20 protein-coding genes are annotated in these 17375 nt (G+C 72.0%); 6 read left to right on the top strand and 14 right to left on the bottom strand.

Features of this window, described 5'->3' with window-relative positions:
- Positions 1-3: 3 nt before the first annotated feature.
- The 3 genes from SM611_RS30935 to SM611_RS30925 form a co-directional block, all read right to left on the bottom strand.
- Positions 4-1458, bottom strand: coding sequence for an ABC transporter substrate-binding protein (locus SM611_RS30935; RefSeq protein ID WP_371953850.1), 1455 nt, complete (start codon positions 1456-1458; stop codon positions 4-6).
- Between the two features lie 143 nt (positions 1459-1601).
- The gene (locus tag SM611_RS30930) at positions 1602-2387 is read right to left on the bottom strand and encodes an ABC transporter ATP-binding protein (protein ID WP_371953929.1); all 786 of its coding nucleotides are present in this window, start codon (positions 2385-2387) and stop codon (positions 1602-1604) included.
- A gap of 13 nt (positions 2388-2400) precedes the next feature.
- Complete coding sequence (locus tag SM611_RS30925; RefSeq protein WP_371953849.1) at positions 2401-3303, bottom strand: ABC transporter permease; 903 nt, start codon at positions 3301-3303, stop codon at positions 2401-2403.
- A 275-nt stretch (positions 3304-3578) separates the two neighbouring features.
- Here SM611_RS30925 and SM611_RS30920 point away from each other — a divergent pair, with 275 nt between their 5' ends.
- From SM611_RS30920 to SM611_RS30910, 3 genes are all read left to right on the top strand, one after another.
- Positions 3579-5129: a bifunctional phosphatase PAP2/diacylglycerol kinase family protein gene (locus tag SM611_RS30920; RefSeq protein WP_371953848.1), complete on the top strand. Its 1551-nt coding sequence runs from the start codon at positions 3579-3581 to the stop codon at positions 5127-5129.
- A gap of 227 nt (positions 5130-5356) precedes the next feature.
- Entirely contained in the window at positions 5357-6133 is a 777-nt protein-coding gene (locus tag SM611_RS30915) for a VanW family protein (protein ID WP_371953847.1), read from the top strand.
- 32 nt (positions 6134-6165) lie between these two features.
- A complete protein-coding gene (locus SM611_RS30910; protein ID WP_371953846.1) occupies positions 6166-6687 on the top strand; it encodes a YceI family protein in 522 nt (173 codons plus the stop codon).
- Here SM611_RS30910 and SM611_RS30905 read toward each other — a convergent pair.
- Genes SM611_RS30905 through SM611_RS30875 form a run of 7 tightly spaced genes read right to left on the bottom strand, consistent with a single transcriptional unit; the run spans position 6671 to position 12047 of the window.
- A complete protein-coding gene (locus tag SM611_RS30905; RefSeq protein ID WP_371953845.1) occupies positions 6671-7453 on the bottom strand; it encodes a hypothetical protein in 783 nt (260 codons plus the stop codon). The two genes, SM611_RS30910 and SM611_RS30905, sit on opposite strands and share 17 nt — an antisense overlap.
- Entirely contained in the window at positions 7450-8565 is a 1116-nt protein-coding gene (locus tag SM611_RS30900; protein WP_371953844.1) for a glycosyltransferase family 4 protein, read from the bottom strand. The genes SM611_RS30905 and SM611_RS30900 overlap by 4 nt, the downstream gene beginning before the upstream one ends.
- Entirely contained in the window at positions 8565-8918 is a 354-nt protein-coding gene (locus SM611_RS30895) for a hypothetical protein (RefSeq protein ID WP_371953843.1), read from the bottom strand. The genes SM611_RS30900 and SM611_RS30895 overlap by 1 nt, the downstream gene beginning before the upstream one ends.
- On the bottom strand, positions 8915-9640 hold the full coding sequence (locus tag SM611_RS30890; protein ID WP_371953842.1) for a hypothetical protein: 726 nt from the start codon (positions 9638-9640) through the stop codon (positions 8915-8917). Before SM611_RS30890 ends, SM611_RS30895 begins: the two co-directional genes overlap by 4 nt.
- 10 nt (positions 9641-9650) lie before the next feature.
- Positions 9651-10808 (bottom strand): glycosyltransferase family 4 protein, encoded by a 1158-nt coding sequence (locus SM611_RS30885; RefSeq protein ID WP_371953841.1) that lies wholly within the window; start codon positions 10806-10808, stop codon positions 9651-9653.
- Positions 10805-11758 carry an NAD-dependent epimerase/dehydratase family protein gene (locus tag SM611_RS30880; protein WP_371953840.1) on the bottom strand — a complete coding sequence of 318 codons (954 nt, stop codon included), beginning with the start codon at positions 11756-11758 and terminating at the stop codon, positions 10805-10807. Before SM611_RS30880 ends, SM611_RS30885 begins: the two co-directional genes overlap by 4 nt.
- Before the next feature lie 52 nt (positions 11759-11810).
- Positions 11811-12047: a YcxB family protein gene (locus SM611_RS30875; RefSeq protein WP_371953839.1), complete on the bottom strand. Its 237-nt coding sequence runs from the start codon at positions 12045-12047 to the stop codon at positions 11811-11813.
- 81 nt (positions 12048-12128) lie between these two features.
- Here SM611_RS30875 and SM611_RS30870 point away from each other — a divergent pair, with 81 nt between their 5' ends.
- Positions 12129-12491 carry a hypothetical protein gene (locus tag SM611_RS30870; RefSeq protein WP_371953838.1) on the top strand — a complete coding sequence of 121 codons (363 nt, stop codon included), beginning with the start codon at positions 12129-12131 and terminating at the stop codon, positions 12489-12491.
- A gap of 39 nt (positions 12492-12530) precedes the next feature.
- On the opposite strand, the gene SM611_RS30865 is transcribed toward SM611_RS30870, so the two are convergent.
- The 3 genes from SM611_RS30865 to SM611_RS30855 all read right to left on the bottom strand — a co-directional run bounded on the left by SM611_RS30865 (position 12531) and on the right by SM611_RS30855 (position 14300).
- Complete coding sequence (locus tag SM611_RS30865) at positions 12531-12815, bottom strand: MoaD/ThiS family protein (protein WP_371953837.1); 285 nt, start codon at positions 12813-12815, stop codon at positions 12531-12533.
- A gap of 8 nt (positions 12816-12823) precedes the next feature.
- On the bottom strand, positions 12824-13939 hold the full coding sequence (locus tag SM611_RS30860) for a WD40/YVTN/BNR-like repeat-containing protein (protein ID WP_371953836.1): 1116 nt from the start codon (positions 13937-13939) through the stop codon (positions 12824-12826).
- Between the two features lie 76 nt (positions 13940-14015).
- Positions 14016-14300, bottom strand: coding sequence for a hypothetical protein (locus tag SM611_RS30855; RefSeq protein ID WP_371953835.1), 285 nt, complete (start codon positions 14298-14300; stop codon positions 14016-14018).
- 231 nt (positions 14301-14531) lie between these two features.
- Here SM611_RS30855 and SM611_RS30850 point away from each other — a divergent pair, with 231 nt between their 5' ends.
- A complete protein-coding gene (locus SM611_RS30850; RefSeq protein ID WP_371953834.1) occupies positions 14532-14747 on the top strand; it encodes a hypothetical protein in 216 nt (71 codons plus the stop codon).
- On the opposite strand, the gene SM611_RS30845 is transcribed toward SM611_RS30850, so the two are convergent.
- On the bottom strand, positions 14693-16336 hold the full coding sequence (locus SM611_RS30845) for an ABC-F family ATP-binding cassette domain-containing protein (protein ID WP_371953833.1): 1644 nt from the start codon (positions 16334-16336) through the stop codon (positions 14693-14695). The genes SM611_RS30850 and SM611_RS30845 overlap by 55 nt on opposite strands.
- A gap of 117 nt (positions 16337-16453) precedes the next feature.
- On the opposite strand from SM611_RS30845, the gene SM611_RS30840 reads away from it, so the two are divergent.
- Positions 16454-17371: a rhomboid family intramembrane serine protease gene (locus SM611_RS30840; protein WP_371953832.1), complete on the top strand. Its 918-nt coding sequence runs from the start codon at positions 16454-16456 to the stop codon at positions 17369-17371.
- The last annotated feature ends 4 nt before the right edge of the window (positions 17372-17375 follow it).

Raw genomic sequence — 17375 nt, 5'->3', positions numbered from 1 at the left:
CGCTCAGCCGCCCACGAGACCGCGGCCACGCCAGTTCTCGAAGATCTTCTTGATGTCGCCCTCGGCGTCGGCGACCGCCTGCCGCGGGGACGCCTGGCCGCGCGCGGCGCGGCCGAACATCGTCGGCAGGATGTTGGTGTTGAAGACCTCGCCGATCGCCGGGTTGGACGGGCCCGGATAGCCGATGTTCGCGCTCCACGACGTCGCCGTCTTCAGCAGGCCCAGCTTGTTCGCCGGCTTCGCGCCCCACGGGTCGTCGTCGAGCCAGCCGTTCAGCTGCGGGACGATCGACGGCCAGCCCGGCAGGTCGTACATCTCCGAGAAGTACGTCGCCGATGGGAAGTTCGCCGTGTAGTGCAGCAGGAACTCCTTGGCCGCGTCCGCGTTGCCCGCGTGCTTCGGCACGATCCACTGCTGGATCACGTGCTGCGCCGCCATCGCCGCCTTCGGGCCGCGCAGCGCGGGCACGAAGAAGATGTCGTCGCCGATCGTCCGGTTGGTGCCCATCGCGGTGCGCCACGCGGAGATCGAGTTGAGGATGTAGGACGACTTGCCGGCGATGAGCGCCTGGTTGTTGGACGCGGGCGTCCAGGAGAAGACCTCGCTGGTCTCCGCCTCCTTGAACAGCCGCGCCATGTACTCCACGGCCGCGACGGTCGCGTCGGAGTTCAGCACGACCTTCTCGTTCTGGTCCTGGACGGACCCGCCGAACGACCACAGCAGCGCCCGCGCCGCCATGTTCGAGTCGGTCTCCGGCGACAGCCCGATCCCGCAGGGCGTCCCGGTCTGCTTCTTGATCTCGGCGGCGCCGCGCAGCAGGTCGTCCCAGCTCGCGGGCCCGTTCGGCATGCCGACCTTCTGCCACATCGACTTGCGGTAGTCGCCGGGATCGGGTGCCCAGCCGGGGCAGTAGGCGTAGAACTTCTTGGTGTTGGGGTTGTAGCTCGACTTGCGGCACAGCTCCAGCTGCTGCCCCCACCGCCGGGTCGCCTCCTGCACGACGTCGGTCATATCGAGGACGGACGGCTCGTACTGCGAGAACGGCGCGATGTGCTGGATCAGGTCGTGGCCGCGCCCCGCCTGGATCTCCGACGCGGCCCGCCGCGGGACGTCCACCGTGTTGATGTGGTCGACCCGGACGTCCACCCCGACCTTCTTGCCCCAGTCGGAGACGAACGCGTCGAACCATTTGTCGTGCCGGGGCACGAAGTGGCTCCACATCAGGATGCTGAGCGAGCCGCTCAGCTTCTTCGCGGGGGCGGTGAACACCTCCTTCGGGGCGTTCCCGGTGCTCTTCGCCTGCGGGCCGCTGGACTCGCTGGCGCATCCCGCCAGCGCACCGTACGCGCCCGCCGCGAGCGCCGTGGAGGACAGGAAGCCTCTTCTGCTGAACCCGGCGGAGTCGGTCCGCGGGCTGTGGGGGGTCGTCCCCCCTCGGGGGGCACGCCGCTCGGCCATGGGGGTCTCCCTCGCCGCTGAAGGTCTCCCCTCGAAGGTAGATCGGCGAGGACGCCTCATCCAGAGACGATCCGGTAACTCTGCGTCACTTCAGTCTCACCGGCACCAGCGGCCCCGGCGCCGCACCCGTGTTACCGGTCGCGCTACTTGCCGGTGGCCTCGATGTAGGCGGCGATGACCTCTTCGGGGTCGCCGTCCATGTGCATGCGGCCCTCGTCGATCCAGATGACGCGGTCGCACATCTCCTTGACCGTGTCGAGCTGGTGCGCGACCAGGAAGACCGCGCCGGCCTCCTTGCGCAGCTCGTCGATCCGGGCCTTGCTCTTGCGCTTGAACTTGGCGTCGCCGGTGGCGAGGGCCTCGTCGATCAGCAGCACGTCGTGGGTCTTGGCCGCGGCGATCGCGAACCGGAGCCGGGCCCCCATGCCGGACGAGTACGTCCGCATCGGGTACTGGATGAAGCCCTCCTTGAGCCCGGCGAAGTTCACGATCTCCTGGTACTTGGCCTTGGTCTCCGCCTGGGACATGCCCATGGCCAGGCAGCCGAGGACGATGTTGCGCTCGCCGGTGAGGTCCTTCATCAGGGCGGCGTTCACGCCCAGCAGGGACGGCTGCCCGTGGGTGTAGACGCCGCCGCGGTGCGGGGGCAGCAGCCCGGCGATGGCCTTCAGCAGCGTCGACTTGCCGGAGCCGTTGGTGCCGATGATGCCGATGGCCTCGCCCCGGTAGGCGACGAACGACAGGCCCTTGATCGCGTGGACCTCGGTCATCGTCGGACGGTGCTTGCGGCGCAGGACCCGGGAGAACGCGGAGGCGGCGTTGCCCTTCCCGCCGGCGCCGTAGACCCGGTAGACGATGTGCAGGTCGTTCACGACGACGATCGGTTCCCGGGACGGGTCGATCTGCACCTTGTTCGTGGCGGGGTTCATGCGCACCTTCGTGTCAGCCACGGCCGTATCGCTCCTCGGCACGGTAGAAGAACGTGAATCCGCCGACCAGCATCACTGCCGCCCAGAGGACGGCGTACAGCCACAACTGGCCCGTCGAGTGTATTCCCAGGTCGTTCTCGACGTGGTCGCGGTACTCCCCGAGGAGGACGTGCCGGCTCAGCTCGACGTACACGTACGCCGGGTTGGCCTTCAGCAGCTCGCCCAGGATCGGGTATTCGGCGAGCCGGGAACCCGGCTTCATCAGGGACGGCAGGCTGAAGATGACGCCGGACATGTAGAGCCACGTCCGCATGACGAACGGCAGGAGCTGGGTGATGTCGCGGTTGAACGCGCCCAGCCGCGCCATCACCAGGCTGATGCCGACGTTGAACATGAGCTGCAGCGCCACGACCGGCACGAACAGGGCCATGTCGAAGGTGAGCGGCTCGCCGAACGCGAAGATGATCGCGAACAGCACGACCAGCGCGAGCAGCAGCTGCTGGAGCTCGACGATCGCGATCGCGAGCGGCAGCGTGGCCCGGGGGAAGTGCAGCGCCCGGATCAGCGAGAGGTTGTTGCCGACCGACTTCGCCCCGGACGTGACGGAGCGCTGCGTGAAGCCGAACAGGAAGACGCCGGTCACCAGGAACGGGATGAAGTCCGGCACGCCGCGGCTGGTGTTCAGCAGCAGGCCGAAGATCAGGTAGTACACCGCCGCGTTCAGCAGCGGCGTCAGCAGCTGCCACAGCTGACCCAGCCGCGAGTCGGTGTACATCGAGATGTTCTTGGCGGACGCGAATGCCCAGATGAAGTTCCGGCGAGCCCACACATCCTGGATGTATTTGCGCAGCGGGGGGCGCGCAGCGCTCTGCCTCAGCCCGTATCGTGCGGCGTAGTCGGCCAGGGTCTCGTTCACGTGAAGAGGCTCCGCGATCGTGTCGACCGACTCGCCACCCGGGGAACCGAGCCGTTCCGGGTGACTCATGGGGCGAAGCCTATTGCAGTCGATGAGTCCAGAGTGACGTTCGCCCGCATGTGACCCCCATTTGAGATCTTGCTGTGTCGCGGCCCGTAGGGATTCCCTCCTTCCCGGGGAGGAGGGGCCGGTAAAGGAATCATGTCGGCGTCCTTGGGGATACCCCGATCATGCGGGTCAACCACTCACGGAACAGCACTTCGCCGTCACGCCCCGTGCCATGGCGCCGCCGACCGGCCCCCGACCACCGGTCCGGCCTGCTGCGCCGGCTCGGACGGGCCGACCGGTGGGCGTTCGACCAGGTGGCGGCGGCCCGGCTGCGGGGGCTGGAGTACGTCCTGCCGAGGCTGTCGCGGTTCGCCGACCACGGCGTCCTCTGGTTCACGACGGCCGGTGTGATGGGGCTCACCGGACGGGCCCGGCTGCGGCGCGCGGCGCTGCGCGGCTCGATCGCGATCGCGGTGGCGAGCCCGGCCGTGAACATCCTCGGCAAGCAGGCGTTCCGCCGCAAGCGCCCCGTGGTGGACCTGGTGCCGCCGATCCGGATCCGGTGGAAGCTGCCGACCTCGCACGCGTTCCCGTCCGGGCACTCGGCGTCCGCCGCCGCGTTCGCGACCGGCGTGGCGCTGGAGGCGCCGCGCCCGGTGGCGGTCCCGGTCGCGGCGACGGCCGCCGCGGTGGCCTTCGCCCGCGTCTACACCGGCGCCCACTACCCGGGCGACGTCCTCGCCGGGCTCGGGATCGGCGCGCTCGCCGGGCTCGGGACGCGCCTGGTGTGGCCGGCGCGCCCCCCGGTGGCCGAGATCGGGCGGTCGGACGAGCGGGCCGAGGTCGCCGGCGACGGGCGCGGGCTCGTCGTGGTCGTCAACACCGGCTCGGGCGCGGTCGGCGGGGAGGCCGCCGGCATCTCGCTGCCCGGCCGCCCGGAGGTGGCGGTCGCGCTGCTCGAACGGGAGCTGCCGGCGGCGGAGATCGTCCGGCTGGAGCCGGACGCGGACCTCGACAAGGCGTTCGACGAGGCGGCCGAGCGGGCCGGCGTGCTCGGCGTCGTGGGCGGGGACGGCACCGTGAACGCCGCGGCGGGCGCCGCGCTGCGGCACGGCGTCCCGCTGCTGACCGTCCCGGGCGGGACGTTCGACCACTTCGCCCGCGCGCTCGGCGTGGAGTCGGCGACGCAGGCGATCGCCGCGTACCGCGGCGGCCGGCTCGGCCGGGTCGACGTCGCCTACGTCACCCCGGCCGGCGGCGGTGCGGGCCGCGGCGAGGAGCGGCTGTTCCTCAACACGGCGAGCTTCGGCGCCTACACCGATCTGGTCGACCTGCGCGAGCACCTGGAGAGGCGGATCGGCAAGTGGCCGGCGCTCGCCGTCGCCGCCGTCCGGACGCTGCGGCGCTCCGACCCGGTCGAGTTGCACGTGGAGGGCCGCCCCATGCGGGTCTGGCTGGCGTTCGTCGGCAACTGCGTGTTCGGCTCGCGGGGCGCCGCGCCGACCTGGCGCGGCCGGCTCGACGACGGGCGGCTCGACGTCCGGATGATCGTCACCGGGCGGCGCGTCCCGCGCGTCCGCGCGGTCGCCGCGATCCTGGCCGGGCACCTGCACGTCACGCCCGGCTACCGGGAGTGGCGGACCGGCGGGCTGGAGGTCGTCGCCCCGGGCGGCGCCCTGCGCCTGGCGCGCGACGGCGAGGTCTCGTCGCTGCCGCCCGCGGTCCGGTTCGGCAAGCACGCCGGAGCCCTCGCGGTGTTCCGCCCCGCGGCCGGTTAGCGGCCCGCTAGCGGCCGGACGTCAAAGCCGGTACCCGTGTTCGACCGGGCGCCGGTCTTCTTCCGGTAAAGGCGTGGGGGCCGGCCCGGGAGGCACGGCAGGCTCCGGTGCAGGGTCCCGTGGGGGATCTTCGGGGGGTGTGAGTCGTGGGACGGACCCGGCCGGGCCTGTATCGGCGATGCCGTCAGCCGGAACTGCGCGAGTGCGTCCGACGGTGGTGGCCGATCGTGGCGGGGACCCTCGCGACGACCGGGCTGCTGCTCGGCGCCTATCTGGTGGTCGCGCGCGAGCGGGGGGCGTCGGCGACGCTGGCCGTCCCCACCGCGCCGCGGCCGGACGCGGCGGGCCCGGAGCGGCGGATGAGCACCTACACGACGCGTTTCGCGCCGGGGGAGCCGCGCGTCCGCAACATCGAGATCGCGGCGCAGATCCTGGACGGGCACATCGTCGAGCCCGGGACGACGTTCTCCTTCAACGACGTCGTCGGCCCGCGCACGAGGAGCCGCGGCTACGTGCCCGCGCCCGCGATCATGGGGGCGCGGCTGGTGAAGGACGTGGGCGGCGGCATCTGCCAGGTGTCCACGACGCTGTTCGACGCGGTGTTCCGCGCCGGGCTCGACATCCGGAAGTCGCGCGCCCACACCATGTGGATGCCGGAGTACCCGGAAGGGCGGGAGGCCGCGGTCTCCTATCCCAAGCTCGATTTCACCTGGAGGAACGACACCGGCCGTCCGGTGCGCATCCAGGTGACGTTCACGGGGTCGTCGCTGACGGTGACCCTGTGGGGCGAGCGCGAGTACGACGTGCGGTCGCGGACGTCCGAGCGGTACGGGTTCGTGCCGTTCCGGTCGGGTGTCGGGCACGGCCGCAAGTGCGTTCCGACGGCGGGCCGCGAGGGCTTCGAGATCGACGTCTGGCGGACGCTGTTCGCCGCCGGCCGCGAGGTGCGCAGCGAGAAGTTCCACACCGAGTACCGCCCGCAGCCGAAGGTGGAGTGCCGCTAGGGCCGTGACCGCCGCGTGGCAGGGTGGGACGTATGGAGGAAAATTTTCAGCTGGGGCCGGACGACGGGCGGCTGCTGCTCCGCACGGGCCGCAGCGGCCTCGGCCGGCGGGCGGGGCACGACCTGACCATCGAGGCGACCCGGTGGTCGGCGGTGGTCGAGGCGCGCGAACCGCTGAGCGCGTCGTCGGTCGAGGTGACCGTCGAGGTGGACGCGCTGGAGGTCCGGGAGGGGACGGGCGGCGCGATGCCGCTGTCCGGCAACGACCGTGCGGAGATCAGGAAGAACCTGCGCAAGACCCTGGACTCGGGGCGCCATCCGCGGATCACGTTCGTCTCGACGGGGATCGGCGACGACGCCGTCGAGGGCGACCTGACGATCATGGGCCGGACGAAGCCGGTGCGGATCGGCGCCGCGCTGGAGGACGGGCGCGTGCGGGGCTCGGTGACGGTCACGCAGACCCGCTGGGGCATCAAACCGTACTCGGCGTTCTTCGGCGCGCTGCGGCTCGCCGACGACGTCGAGGTCGAGTTCGACCTCAAGCTTCCCGCCTAGCGCGGGCGGCGCGCGCGAACTGGTCGTCCAGGCTGCGCGGGAACGGCATCATGCGGTGCCGTTCGCGCCAGGGCGCGTACTGTCGGACGGCGTTGAAACCGGCCGCGGTGATGATGCGTTCGACGTTCGGGCCGGGCGTGCAGGCGGGATAGACGTCCAGGTGGGCGATGCCTGGCGGCAGACCGTCCGGCCGGTGGGGCGACACCAGGGTGATGGGCGGGCCGACCCGTTCGGCGGACGCCATGTCCTGCGCGTAGGCGACGAGTTCGAGCGTCTCTGGCGCGGGGCCGCTGTGGACGACGAGCCAGCCGTCCACGTCGATCGGTTCTGAGGGAGGATCGGTCAAGGCCAGAGGTGAGACCTCGCGGGAGACCTCGCGCAGATAGGCGTCGTGGGCCGGGTCCAGGGGTTCCAGGACGTACGTGCGGTCGAAGCGCGGCGGATCAGCGGGAAGCCGCGGCGCGTACGCGTCCCAGCGCAGCAGCCGCGCCAGATGGGTGACCCTCGTGCCGGACGGGAAACGGGTGAGCTCGCCCTTGAGCCCGGCGGGGAACGCGTCCACGATCACCTCGTCCGGCGGCGCGCCGGGCGGGGTCTCCACGACCTGCCAGCCGTCCGCGACGCGCGGATCGCGCGCGAACGGCGACCCGGTCACCACCGTCACCGGGCCTTCCGCGCGCGCCCCGTTCAGGCGCAGGGTGTGCAGGACGGACCGGAGCCGCGTCAGATGCCCCAGCCCGTCGCCGGCCGCGTAGCAGACGATCACCGGACGGCGTCGAGGACGGCCAGGTACCCGGCGGTCTCGGCGGCCGGCGTGAAGTCGCGGCGGATCCGTTCCGCGCCCGCCGCGCCCAGCTTCGCCAGCTCGTCCGCGCCCGCCCGCGCGGCCCGGTCGATCGCCGCCCGGCAGCCGTGCGGGTCGCCGGCCGTGAACGTGAACCCGATCTCGTCGTCCGCGACGTCCGCGAGCCCGCCACCGTCCGAGGCGAGCAGCGGCACGCCGAGCGCCGCCGCCTCCAGCGCCACGTTCGGCATCCCGTCGTAGAACGACGGCAGCGCGACGAGGTCGCAGCTCGCGTAGACGGCCGGCAGGTCGTAGCGCTCCATGAACGGCAGGAACGAGTGCGGGATCTCCGCCCCGGCCAGCCGTTCCCGCACCGGCTCCTCGACCTCGCCGGCCAGCAGCAGGTGGAACGCGCCGGCGTGGCCGGACGCGTCCAGGGCGTCCAGGAGGAAGCCGACGCCCTTCTTGACCTTGAGCTGCCCGATGAGGCCGATCGTCCGGCGGCCCGGCTCGACGTTGGCGTCCCGCCACGCCCGGCCCTCGGCCCGCTCGGACGGCAGCACCCGCCACTGCGCGGTGTCGACGCTGTTCGCGACGAACGTGACGGCGGCGTCCGGGGCCAGCGCCGACACCAGCGGCGCGTGCGACCGGGCCACGACGCAGACGCGGGACGAGGCGCGCAGCGCGTCCGCCAGCACTCCGCGCCGCCGCATCGAGAAGGCGCCGACGTCGATGTCGTTGCCGCGCAGCAGCGTGACGAGCGGCGCGTCCAGCAGCGCGGACAGGACGGGCGCCGCCAGCATCGCGTACACGCCGCCGAACGCGACCACATGGCTGTAGCCGGTGAGGCCCTCGGCGGTGATCGTCGTCCACAGCCGGCGCAGCGCGTGCTCGGAGTCGTCGCCGAGCGGGGCGGTCAGCAGCCGCCCGCCGTGCTCCCGCCGCACGCCCCACGGACGGGCCCGGCGCGTCAGGTGGGCCACGTCGACCTCGGCGCCGGCGCCGCGCAGGCCGCGCACGATCCGGTCGCACGACTGCGCCATGCCGCCCTGGCTCGGCGGATAGTGCTCGGTGATCCACAGGACGCGGGGCATCAGCTGTCCACGAAGCCGGTGTCCTCGTCCGGCCCCCAGTCGCCGCCGTAGGAGTAGTCGTCGCCGGGATTGAACGCGCCCCGGTCGTACTCGTCGAACGAGGAGTACCAGTAGCCGTCGTTGTAGGCCTGCGAGCTGCTCCGGTAGTACTGGCGCCGGTACCCGCCCGCCCAGGCCGGGTCGTGCGGGTCCTGCGTCCCGTACCCCTGCGCCGCCGCGCACTCGGGGCACAGCGCGTTCGGCCCGGCGTGCGCGCCGCAGACCGGCCTGCCGCACTGCTGGCAGGCCGCCACCGCCGCCTGGCCGCAGCGCCCGAGCACGAAGAAACCGGTGGTCACGGCGCAGCGGGTCACTTGGTCCTCCTCGCGGCCGTACCGGGGGGCGTCCACCGGAAGGGCTCCGTCGACACCTGCAGGATCCGTTCCACCAGGCCCGTGTTGGTCTCCCCGGGGAACTTCGCGCTCGCGCGGATCACCGGCCGCCTGCCCTGCTTGACCTGGACCCTCACCCAGCCGGGCGGCGGGGAGGGCGGCTGCCGGACGGCCGCGTCCTTCGCCAGCCGCCGGGTGACGCGCACGAACTGCACCGTCTTCGTCTTGTGCTTCATCTTGACCTTCCCGCGCACGTTCCGCTTGTTGTAGCTGCGGTTGCGCACCCGGTCGGTGACCGTCACCTCGACGACGCTGCCGTCGCGCAGCTCGGCCCGCACCCGCAGCCACGGGTCGAGCGCGTACCACTGCTTGAGCATCGAGATCGGGGGCCGGGAGGGCAGGTCCTGCTTGGGCCCGTTCTTCTCCGGGACCCGCGACCCGCGCATGTCCGCGGCCACCGACAGCACCCCGTCGGGCGGCATGTCGGCCGTCAGCACCCGCAGCAGCGGCACCAGCACGCCCGCGACCCGCTCGTGCAGCCGCCACTTGTTGCGCCGAACGTGCGCGCCGTGCTGCGCGAGACTCTGGATCACCGGCTCCCAGTCGTCGCGCCGCAGCGAGACGGTGAAGGCCCGCTCCAGGGTCAGCGTCCGGTGCAGCGGATGGAACCGCCTGATGGCGGCCTTCTGCTTACGGTAGAACATGACGAACCACCTATCGGCCCGGTGTGAGCGTGCGGTAGACCTCGGCCAGCCGGGCGCGCGACCGCGCCCAGGTCAGGCTCTCCTCGATGTGCGCGCGGCCCCGCCGCCCCATCGCGGCGGCCTCCTCCGGGTACTCCAGGAGGATGCGGACGGCCCGCGCCAGCTCGGCGGGACGGTCGGCCGGGACGAGCCGGCCGTGCTCTCCGTCCGCCATCAGCTCGCGGACGGCCGGCAGGTCCGAGGCGACGACCGGGACGCCCGCCGCCATCGACTCGATGACCTTCAGCGGCGCGCAGCCCTGGTCGAGGTTGCGGGCGCAGCCGGTCAGCGGGGCGAGGGACGCCTCCGCGTGCGCCAGCCACGCGGCGACCTCGTGGTGCGGCAGCGCGAACCGCCAGTCGACCCGGTCGGCGACGCCGAGCCGCTCGGCCAGCCGGCGCACCGGCTTCGCCCGCCGCTCCGGGACGGACGCGCAGACCACGAGCCGCAGCCCGGGCAGGTCGGCGAGCCGGGCGAACGCGCGCATCAGCACGTCCAGGCCCTGCCACGGCTGCGTCGCGCCGACATAGATGACATAACGCTCAGGCGCATCGGCGGGCCGCTCGGTCTCCCCGGGAACGCCGGCCCCGTTGGGCACCAGGTGGATCCGGCCTTCCGGGACGCCCCGCGCGCGGACGGCGTCGCCGATCACCCGCGACGGCACCACGACCGCGTCGCTGCGCTCAAGGCAGAACCGCTCCAGCTCGCGGATCTTGCCGAGCGTGCTCGGCGCCGCCCACGGCCACGTGTGGCCCATCTCGATGGACGGCAGGCCGTTGACCTCGTACACGACCTTGTGGCGGCGCCCGTCGGCGACCGCAGGGAGCGCGCTCCACGGGTCGCGCACATGGCAGATCTCCAGCGTCTCCCAGTGCGGCTCCAGATGGTCGGCCACCCAGCCGGAGAACGCCTCGGCCCGGTCGATCAGGTTCGGGACCCGCCCGTCGAACCGTGCGATCTCCCGCGTCCCCTCCCGCTGGTAGCGGGGCAGGTCACCGCCGCCGATCACGCCGAGGAGCCCGCCGCCGTACCGGTCGAACAGCTCGTCGGCCATCTGCGCGATGTGCACCGCCGACCCCTTGCTGGACGGGAACCGGTCGAACGCGACATAGGCCGCTCTGTGCCTCATCCGACCCGCACCTCCGCCAGGGCCCGATGCCAGGCGATCTGGTCGTCGAGCCCGTCCCGGAGGCCGATCGCGGCCTCCCAGCCGAGCAGCTCCCGGGCGCGTCCGGTGTCGGCCCACGTCCGGTGGGCGTCACCTGCCACGGGCGTCTCGCGCTGGATCTCCGCCTGGACGCCCAGCGCGCCGACGAGCATCGCGATCGCGTCCCGAACGGCCACATGCTCGGGATGGCCGACGTTGATCGCGATCCCCGAAGGCAGCTCCGCCGCCGCCGCGGCGAGCGTCGCCGCCACCACGTCCCGGACGTGCGTGAAGCTGCGCGACCTGCGCCCGTCCCCGAACACCGGCAGCGGACGCCCGTCCAGCGCCGCCTCCACGAACCGGTGGAAGGCCATGTCGGGCCGCTGCCGGGGCCCGTACACCGAGAAGTACCTGAGCACGGCGACGCGGAGCCCGGCGTCCGCCGCGAGGCCCGCGAGCCGCTCCACCTCGACCTTGCTGACCGCGTAGGGGCTCTCCGGCCGCAGCGGGTCGCCCTCCCGGTTCGGCCGCCGCCCCGCCGACCCGTACACCGACGAACTCGACGCGATGACCACCTTCGGCCTGCGCCCCGCCGCCGTGCACGCCGCGAGCAGCCGCCGCGTCGCCGTCACGTTGTCCCGCTCGGCCACGGCCCGTCCGGGCCCCCACGAGTCCCGCACGCCGGGCCGCCCGGCCAGATGCAGGACGACGTCCGCCTTGGCGACGGCGTCCAGTTCGTCCACCGCGAGATCGACGTCGGCGGCGACGACACCCGGCCGCGCCGCGACCTGCGCCCACGTCCGCCGCGCGAGCTCCGGAGACAGCGACCGCGCGGGCGCGTCGACCGCGAGCACCTCGTGCCCCGCCGCCGAGCACGCGTCGACGACATGGCTCCCGATGAACCCCGCAGCACCCGTGACGATCACCCGCACGCGGGCACTTTATCCGCAGGACACCGAACCCGGACAGGGCTCTCGTCCCGGCTCAACCAGGACTATCACCGGGACGTCGATCGGCCATGGAGCGGAGGAAGCCGCCCAGTTCGGCCGCCCTCTCCGGCGGCACGGCGCGCTTCGGAAGCGCCACGCAGAAGGAGCGTCCGCTGAGCAACCACTGACCGGGCACCTCCCGCACCCGGTCCATCAGGTCCCAGGGGATCTCGGTGACGATCCCTTCACCCAGTGGCCCGTCGTGGCGGATGGAGAGAACCTGGCCGTCCACTGTCGTTACTTAGGGTTAGTTGGCGGTCACATACGGGCAGGACCGTCATGCCTGTCAACACACCATTGAAAAGGAGAGTTCGTGAAACTACGCCATAGTTTCGCAACCCTGCTGCTCGCGGGCGCCGTCGGCGCCGGCCTCACCGGTCCGCCCGCCGCGCACGCGTCCACCTCGCCGGAGGCCACGTCGGCGTCCGCCGCGTACCAGTACGCAACGGGCAAGGTGACCAGCCGCCACAAGCTGGCGATCCGGTCGAAGCCGACCACGCATTCGAAGCGGGTCGGCTGGCTGAAGCCCGGCCAGAGGTTCTCCATCAAGTGCTGGACGCGCGGCCAGAAGATCCGGCACACCCGCGTCTGGTACCGCATGGGCTACAGCAGCCCGAAGGACTACGTCTCGGGCGCCTACGTCAAGATCGTGAAGGGCAAGGTCCACCACTGCTGACCGGGCCGGGGGCCGGGGCGGTCCGCCGCCCCCGGCCCCTCACCCGCCCGCCATCGCGCCGACCACCATGAAGGGCTCGGCCCCCGCTGCGACACGCGCGGGCAGAACGGTCTCCGGCGGGTCATGGGAGAGGTCCTCCTCGCAGGCGTAGAAGCGGACGAACGCCCGCCGACGACCCGTGGCGCGGTCGCGGATCGTCCCGCGCAGCACCGGATAGCGCGCCTCCAGCGCGTCCAGGACGGAGCGCAGCGTGACCGGGGCGGGCACGTCCAGCTCCACCTCGCCCCCCACGTGCGCCAGCACCCGCAGGTGAGCGGGCAGCACGACCCGGATCATGGCAGCGTCTGGACTTCCACCGACAGGACGGCCGGCAGGTCGCGGACGATGGGCTCCCACGTGTCACCGGCGTCCGCCGACACGTACACCTGCCCGCCCGTCGTGCCGAAGTAGACGCCGCACGAGTCGAGCGAGTCGACGGCCATCGCGTCCCGCAGCACGTTCACGTAGCAGTGGCTCTGCGGCAGCCCCGCGGTCAGGGGCTCCCACTCGTGCCCGCCCGCGCGGCTCCGGTACACGCGCAGCCTCCCCTCCGGCGGGTAGTGCTCGGAGTCGCTCTTGATCGGGACGACGTACACGGTGTCGGGCTCATGCGCGTGAACGGCGATCGGGAACCCGAAGTCGCTCGGCAGGTCACCGCTGATCTCGTGCCACGTCTCGCCCGCGTCGTCGCTGCGCATGACGTCCCAGTGCTTCTGCATGAACAGCACCTCGGGCCGCGACGGGTGCATCGCGATGCGGTGCACGCAGTGGCCGACCTCGGCGTCCGGGTCGGGAATGCCCTCGGACCGCAGTCCCCGGTTGATCGCCTTCCACGTCTTGCCGGCGTCGTCCGTCCGGAACACCCCGGCCGCCGAGATGGCCGCGTACATCCGGGCCGCGTCCACGGGGTCGCGCACGACGGTGTGCAGGCACATCCCACCCGCGCCCGGCTGCCAGGACGGCCCCGACCCGTGCTCGCGCAGCCCCGGCAGCTCCTGCCAGGACGCCCCGCCGTCGTCCGTCCGGAACAGGGCGGCGTCCTCCACCCCGGCGTGCACGGTGTCGGGATCGTCGGGCGACGCCTCCAGATGCCAGACCCGTTTGAACTCCCACGGCTTCGGCGTCCCGTCGTACCACTGGTGCGTGCCGGGCACTCCCTCGTAGGCGAACTCGCCGCCCACCGGCCGCCACGTCGCGCCGCCGTCGTCCGACCGCTGGATCAGCTGCCCGAACCACCCGGTGGACTGCGACGCGTACAACCGCGCCGGATCGGCGGGCGACCCGGCGACGTGGTAGATCTCCCACCCGCCAAAGTGCGGCCCGCTGACCGTCCAGTCCTTGCGCGTCCCATCCGCGGTGAGGACGAACGCGCCCTTCCGCGTCCCGACCAGAACCCGCACTCCGCTCATGGCTGCTCCCTCCGAGCGCTCTACCGGCATGCCTGCCCCGATACCGACCCCCCACCCCGACAAAACTCATCGCCCCTCAGCGCGAAATTCCTCCGAGCAGGTCACCCGCCCCCTTACGCAGCAGATCACCCGCCACATACGCGCCCAAGCTCTCGCCCTCGTTCGGCCCCGACCATTCATGCGAGTGGACGAACTCGGCCCCGTCACGAGTGAAGACCATGCCTCTAAGGGACAGCCGTCCGTCCCGCTCCAGCCGCGCATGACCGGCGATCGGGCTGTTGCAGTGCCCCTGAAGTCCGTGCAGCATCGCCCGTTCGGCGCTCACACACCGCCGCATGTCCTCGTCGTCCAGCAGCCGCACCAGGTTCAGAAGCCCAGCCGTTCCAGACTCGCCCGCGCCAGCACGATCGCGTCGAGTCCCCCGCCCCCGTTGACCTGCGGCGTGTTGTTGTTATGGCAAGGCCGAAACCAACAACACGCCGCAGGTCAACGGAGGTGGTCGTCTCGCGGTCGCTCCCGATGCGGAACTCGCCGCGCTCTACGAGGAGCTTTTGAGCCGGGTCCCGAAGGCCCGTCGGCCGAATTCGATGTCGTGATCCCGATGATCCTCCGCCTGGACGGACGGGAGATGCGCCTCTTCTCGACCATCACCACGTTCGGCACCCCGATGGACATCACGCTGGACGAGGTCGCGATCGAGTCGTACTACCCGGCCGACGCGGAGAGCGCCGCCTACTTCGAGGAGCCGCCCGTTCAGCGGGGACGGGCAACGCGGGTCTCGTCCCAGACGGGTTCGGGGGACTCGTAGACGGTGCCGTCCGAGCCGAAGACCAGGTGGCGGTCGAAGGCGCGGGCGAACCAGCGGTCGTGGGTCACCGAGACGACCGTTCCCTCGTAGGACTCCAGGCCCTCCTGCAGAGCTTCGGCGCTGGCCAGGTCCAGGTTGTCGGTCGGCTCGTCCAGGAGGAGGAGCGTGGCGCCGCCCAGTTCCAGGAGCAGGATCTGGAGGCGGGCCTGCTGGCCGCCGGAGAGGGTCTCGAAGGGCTGTTCCGCGCACACGTTCAGCTCGTAGCGGGTCAGGGCGCTCATGGCGTCGTTGCGGAGCCGGGCGTGCTCGGTCATGACGATCTCGCACGGTGTGCGTCCGGCCAGGTCGGGACGGGCGTGCGTCTGCGCGAACAGGCCCGGGACGACGCGGGCTCCCAGGCGGGCCACGCCAGTGTGGGCGACCTGCTCGACCGGGGTCGCGCCTCGGGGGAGTGCTTCGGCGATGGCCGTGAGAAGACGCAGGAAGTGTGATTTGCCGGAGCCGTTCGACCCCAGGACCGCGACGCGTTCGCCGTACCAGATTTCGGTGCCGAAGGGCTTCATCAGGCCCGTCAGTTCCAGGTTCTCGCAGATCACCGCGCGTTTGCCGGTGCGTCCGCCGCGCAGGCGCATCCTGAGGTTCTGGTCGCGGGGCGGGACCTCGGGCGGGCCCGCCTCCTCGAACTTGCGCAGGCGGGTCTGCGCCGCGCGGTAGCGGGACGCGAAGCCGTCGTTGACCGTCGCCTTGGTGCGGAGGGTGTTGACGAGTTCCTTCAGCTTCGCGTGCTCCTCGTCCCAGCGGCGGCGCAGTTCTTCGAGCCGTTCGTTGCGGTCGCGGCGGGCGGCGGCGTAGGTGGAGAAGCGGCCGCCGTGGATCCAGACGCGGGCCGCCTCCACCGTGACGATCCGGTCGGCGGAGCGGTCGAGGAGTTCGCGGTCGTGGGAGACGAGAAGGACGGTCTTGGGGGTTTCGCGCAGCCTTTCTTCGAGCCAGCGCTTGCCCGGGACGTCGAGGTAGTTGTCGGGCTCGTCCAGGAGGAGGACCTCGTCGGGGCCGCGTAGCAGGGCTTCGAGGGCGAGGCGTTTCTGCTCGCCGCCCGAGAGGGTGCGGACCTCGCGCCAGCGGCACCCGTCGTAGGAGACGCCGAGCGCGGCCACGCAGCACGCGTCCCAGAGCACCTCGATCTCGTAGCCGCCCGCGTCGCCCCAGCCCGCGAGGGCCGTGGCGTAGCGGAGCTGGGTCGGTTCGTCGTCGCGCTCCATCATCGCGAGTTCGGCCGCCTCGACCGCTTCGGCCGCCGACCGGACGCGCGGCGGCGCCAGGGAGAGCAGCAGGTCGTGCACCGAGGTGTCGTCCCGCATGCTGCCGATGAACTGGCGCATCACGCCGATGCCGCCGCTGTGCCCGACCGTCCCGGACTGCGGGGCGAGGTCCCCGGCGATCAGCCGCAGGAGGGTCGTCTTGCCGGCGCCGTTCGGGCCGACGAGGGCGGCCGTGACGCCCTCGCCGACGCGGAAGGAGACGTCGTCCAGTAGCGTGCGGCCGTCCGGCAGCACATGGCTGATATGGCCGACTTCGACGTGTCCCACGGTTCCCCCTCGATGACCCACCGAGTCTCGGGAGGCGATGGCGGGGCCGTCAAACGGTTTTCCCTTGGCGTGTCGGCCGTTGCGGTTATGATCTCCGGCTCTCGGAGAGGTTGGACGATGACGGCGACACAAGAGGCCCCCGCGTGCTACAGGCACCCCAAGCGCGAGACGTACGTCCGCTGTTCGCGGTGCGACCGCTACATCTGCCCCGACTGCATGCGCACGGCCGCGGTGGGCCAGCAGTGCGTCGAGTGCGTGCGGGAAGGCAACAAGACCGTCCGGCAGGGGCGCACGGTCTTCGGCGGGACGGTCTCGGTCACACCGTGGGTGACGTACGTGCTCACCGCGGTGAGCGTGCTGGTGTACCTCGGTGAGCTGGCCAAGCCCGATCTCGTCGACAAGCTCGGATCGCTGGGCATCGGGCTCGTCGGGCCGGACGGCGACCTCTTCGTGGCCGACGGGACGGCATACGCCGGGTTCGAGTCCGTCGGGGTGGCCCACGGCGAGTGGTACCGGCTGATCACGTCGGCGTTCGTGCACCTGCCGCCGACGGAGGGCGGGTTCGGGATCCTCCACATCGTGTTCAACATGTGGTGGCTGTGGCGGCTCGGCCGCCCGGCCGAGGAGATGCTCGGCCGCTGGCGGTTCCTCGCCCTGTACCTGCTGTCCGCGCTGGGCGGCTCGGTGCTCGGCTACCTGATCGACCCCGGCATGAACGCGGTGGGCGCGTCCGGGGCGATCTTCGGCCTCACCGCCGCCTACTGGGTCTTCATGCGCCGGCTCGGGCACCGCATGGACGAGGCGAACCGGCTCGTCGTGCTCGCCCTGATCTGGCTGGTCGTCTCGGCCGGGATCGCCTCCTGGCAGGGGCACCTCGGCGGTCTCCTGGCGGGCGGCGCGGTCGCGCTGGCCTTCGCCTACGCGCCGCGGGACCGGCGCCTGCTCGTTCAGGCGGGCGCGGCCGCGGCGGTGTTCGTCCTGCTGGTCGTGCTGGTGGTGGTCAAGACGGGGGAGCTGGGCGGCACCCTGCTGTGACGCG

This window comes from Actinomadura monticuli (genome assembly GCF_041463655.1).
GTDB classification, from domain to species: Bacteria; Actinomycetota; Actinomycetes; order Streptosporangiales; family Streptosporangiaceae; genus Spirillospora; species Spirillospora monticuli.
The sequence above is the reverse complement of the archived record's forward strand: the minus strand, read 5'-3'. Positions and strand labels throughout refer to the sequence as shown.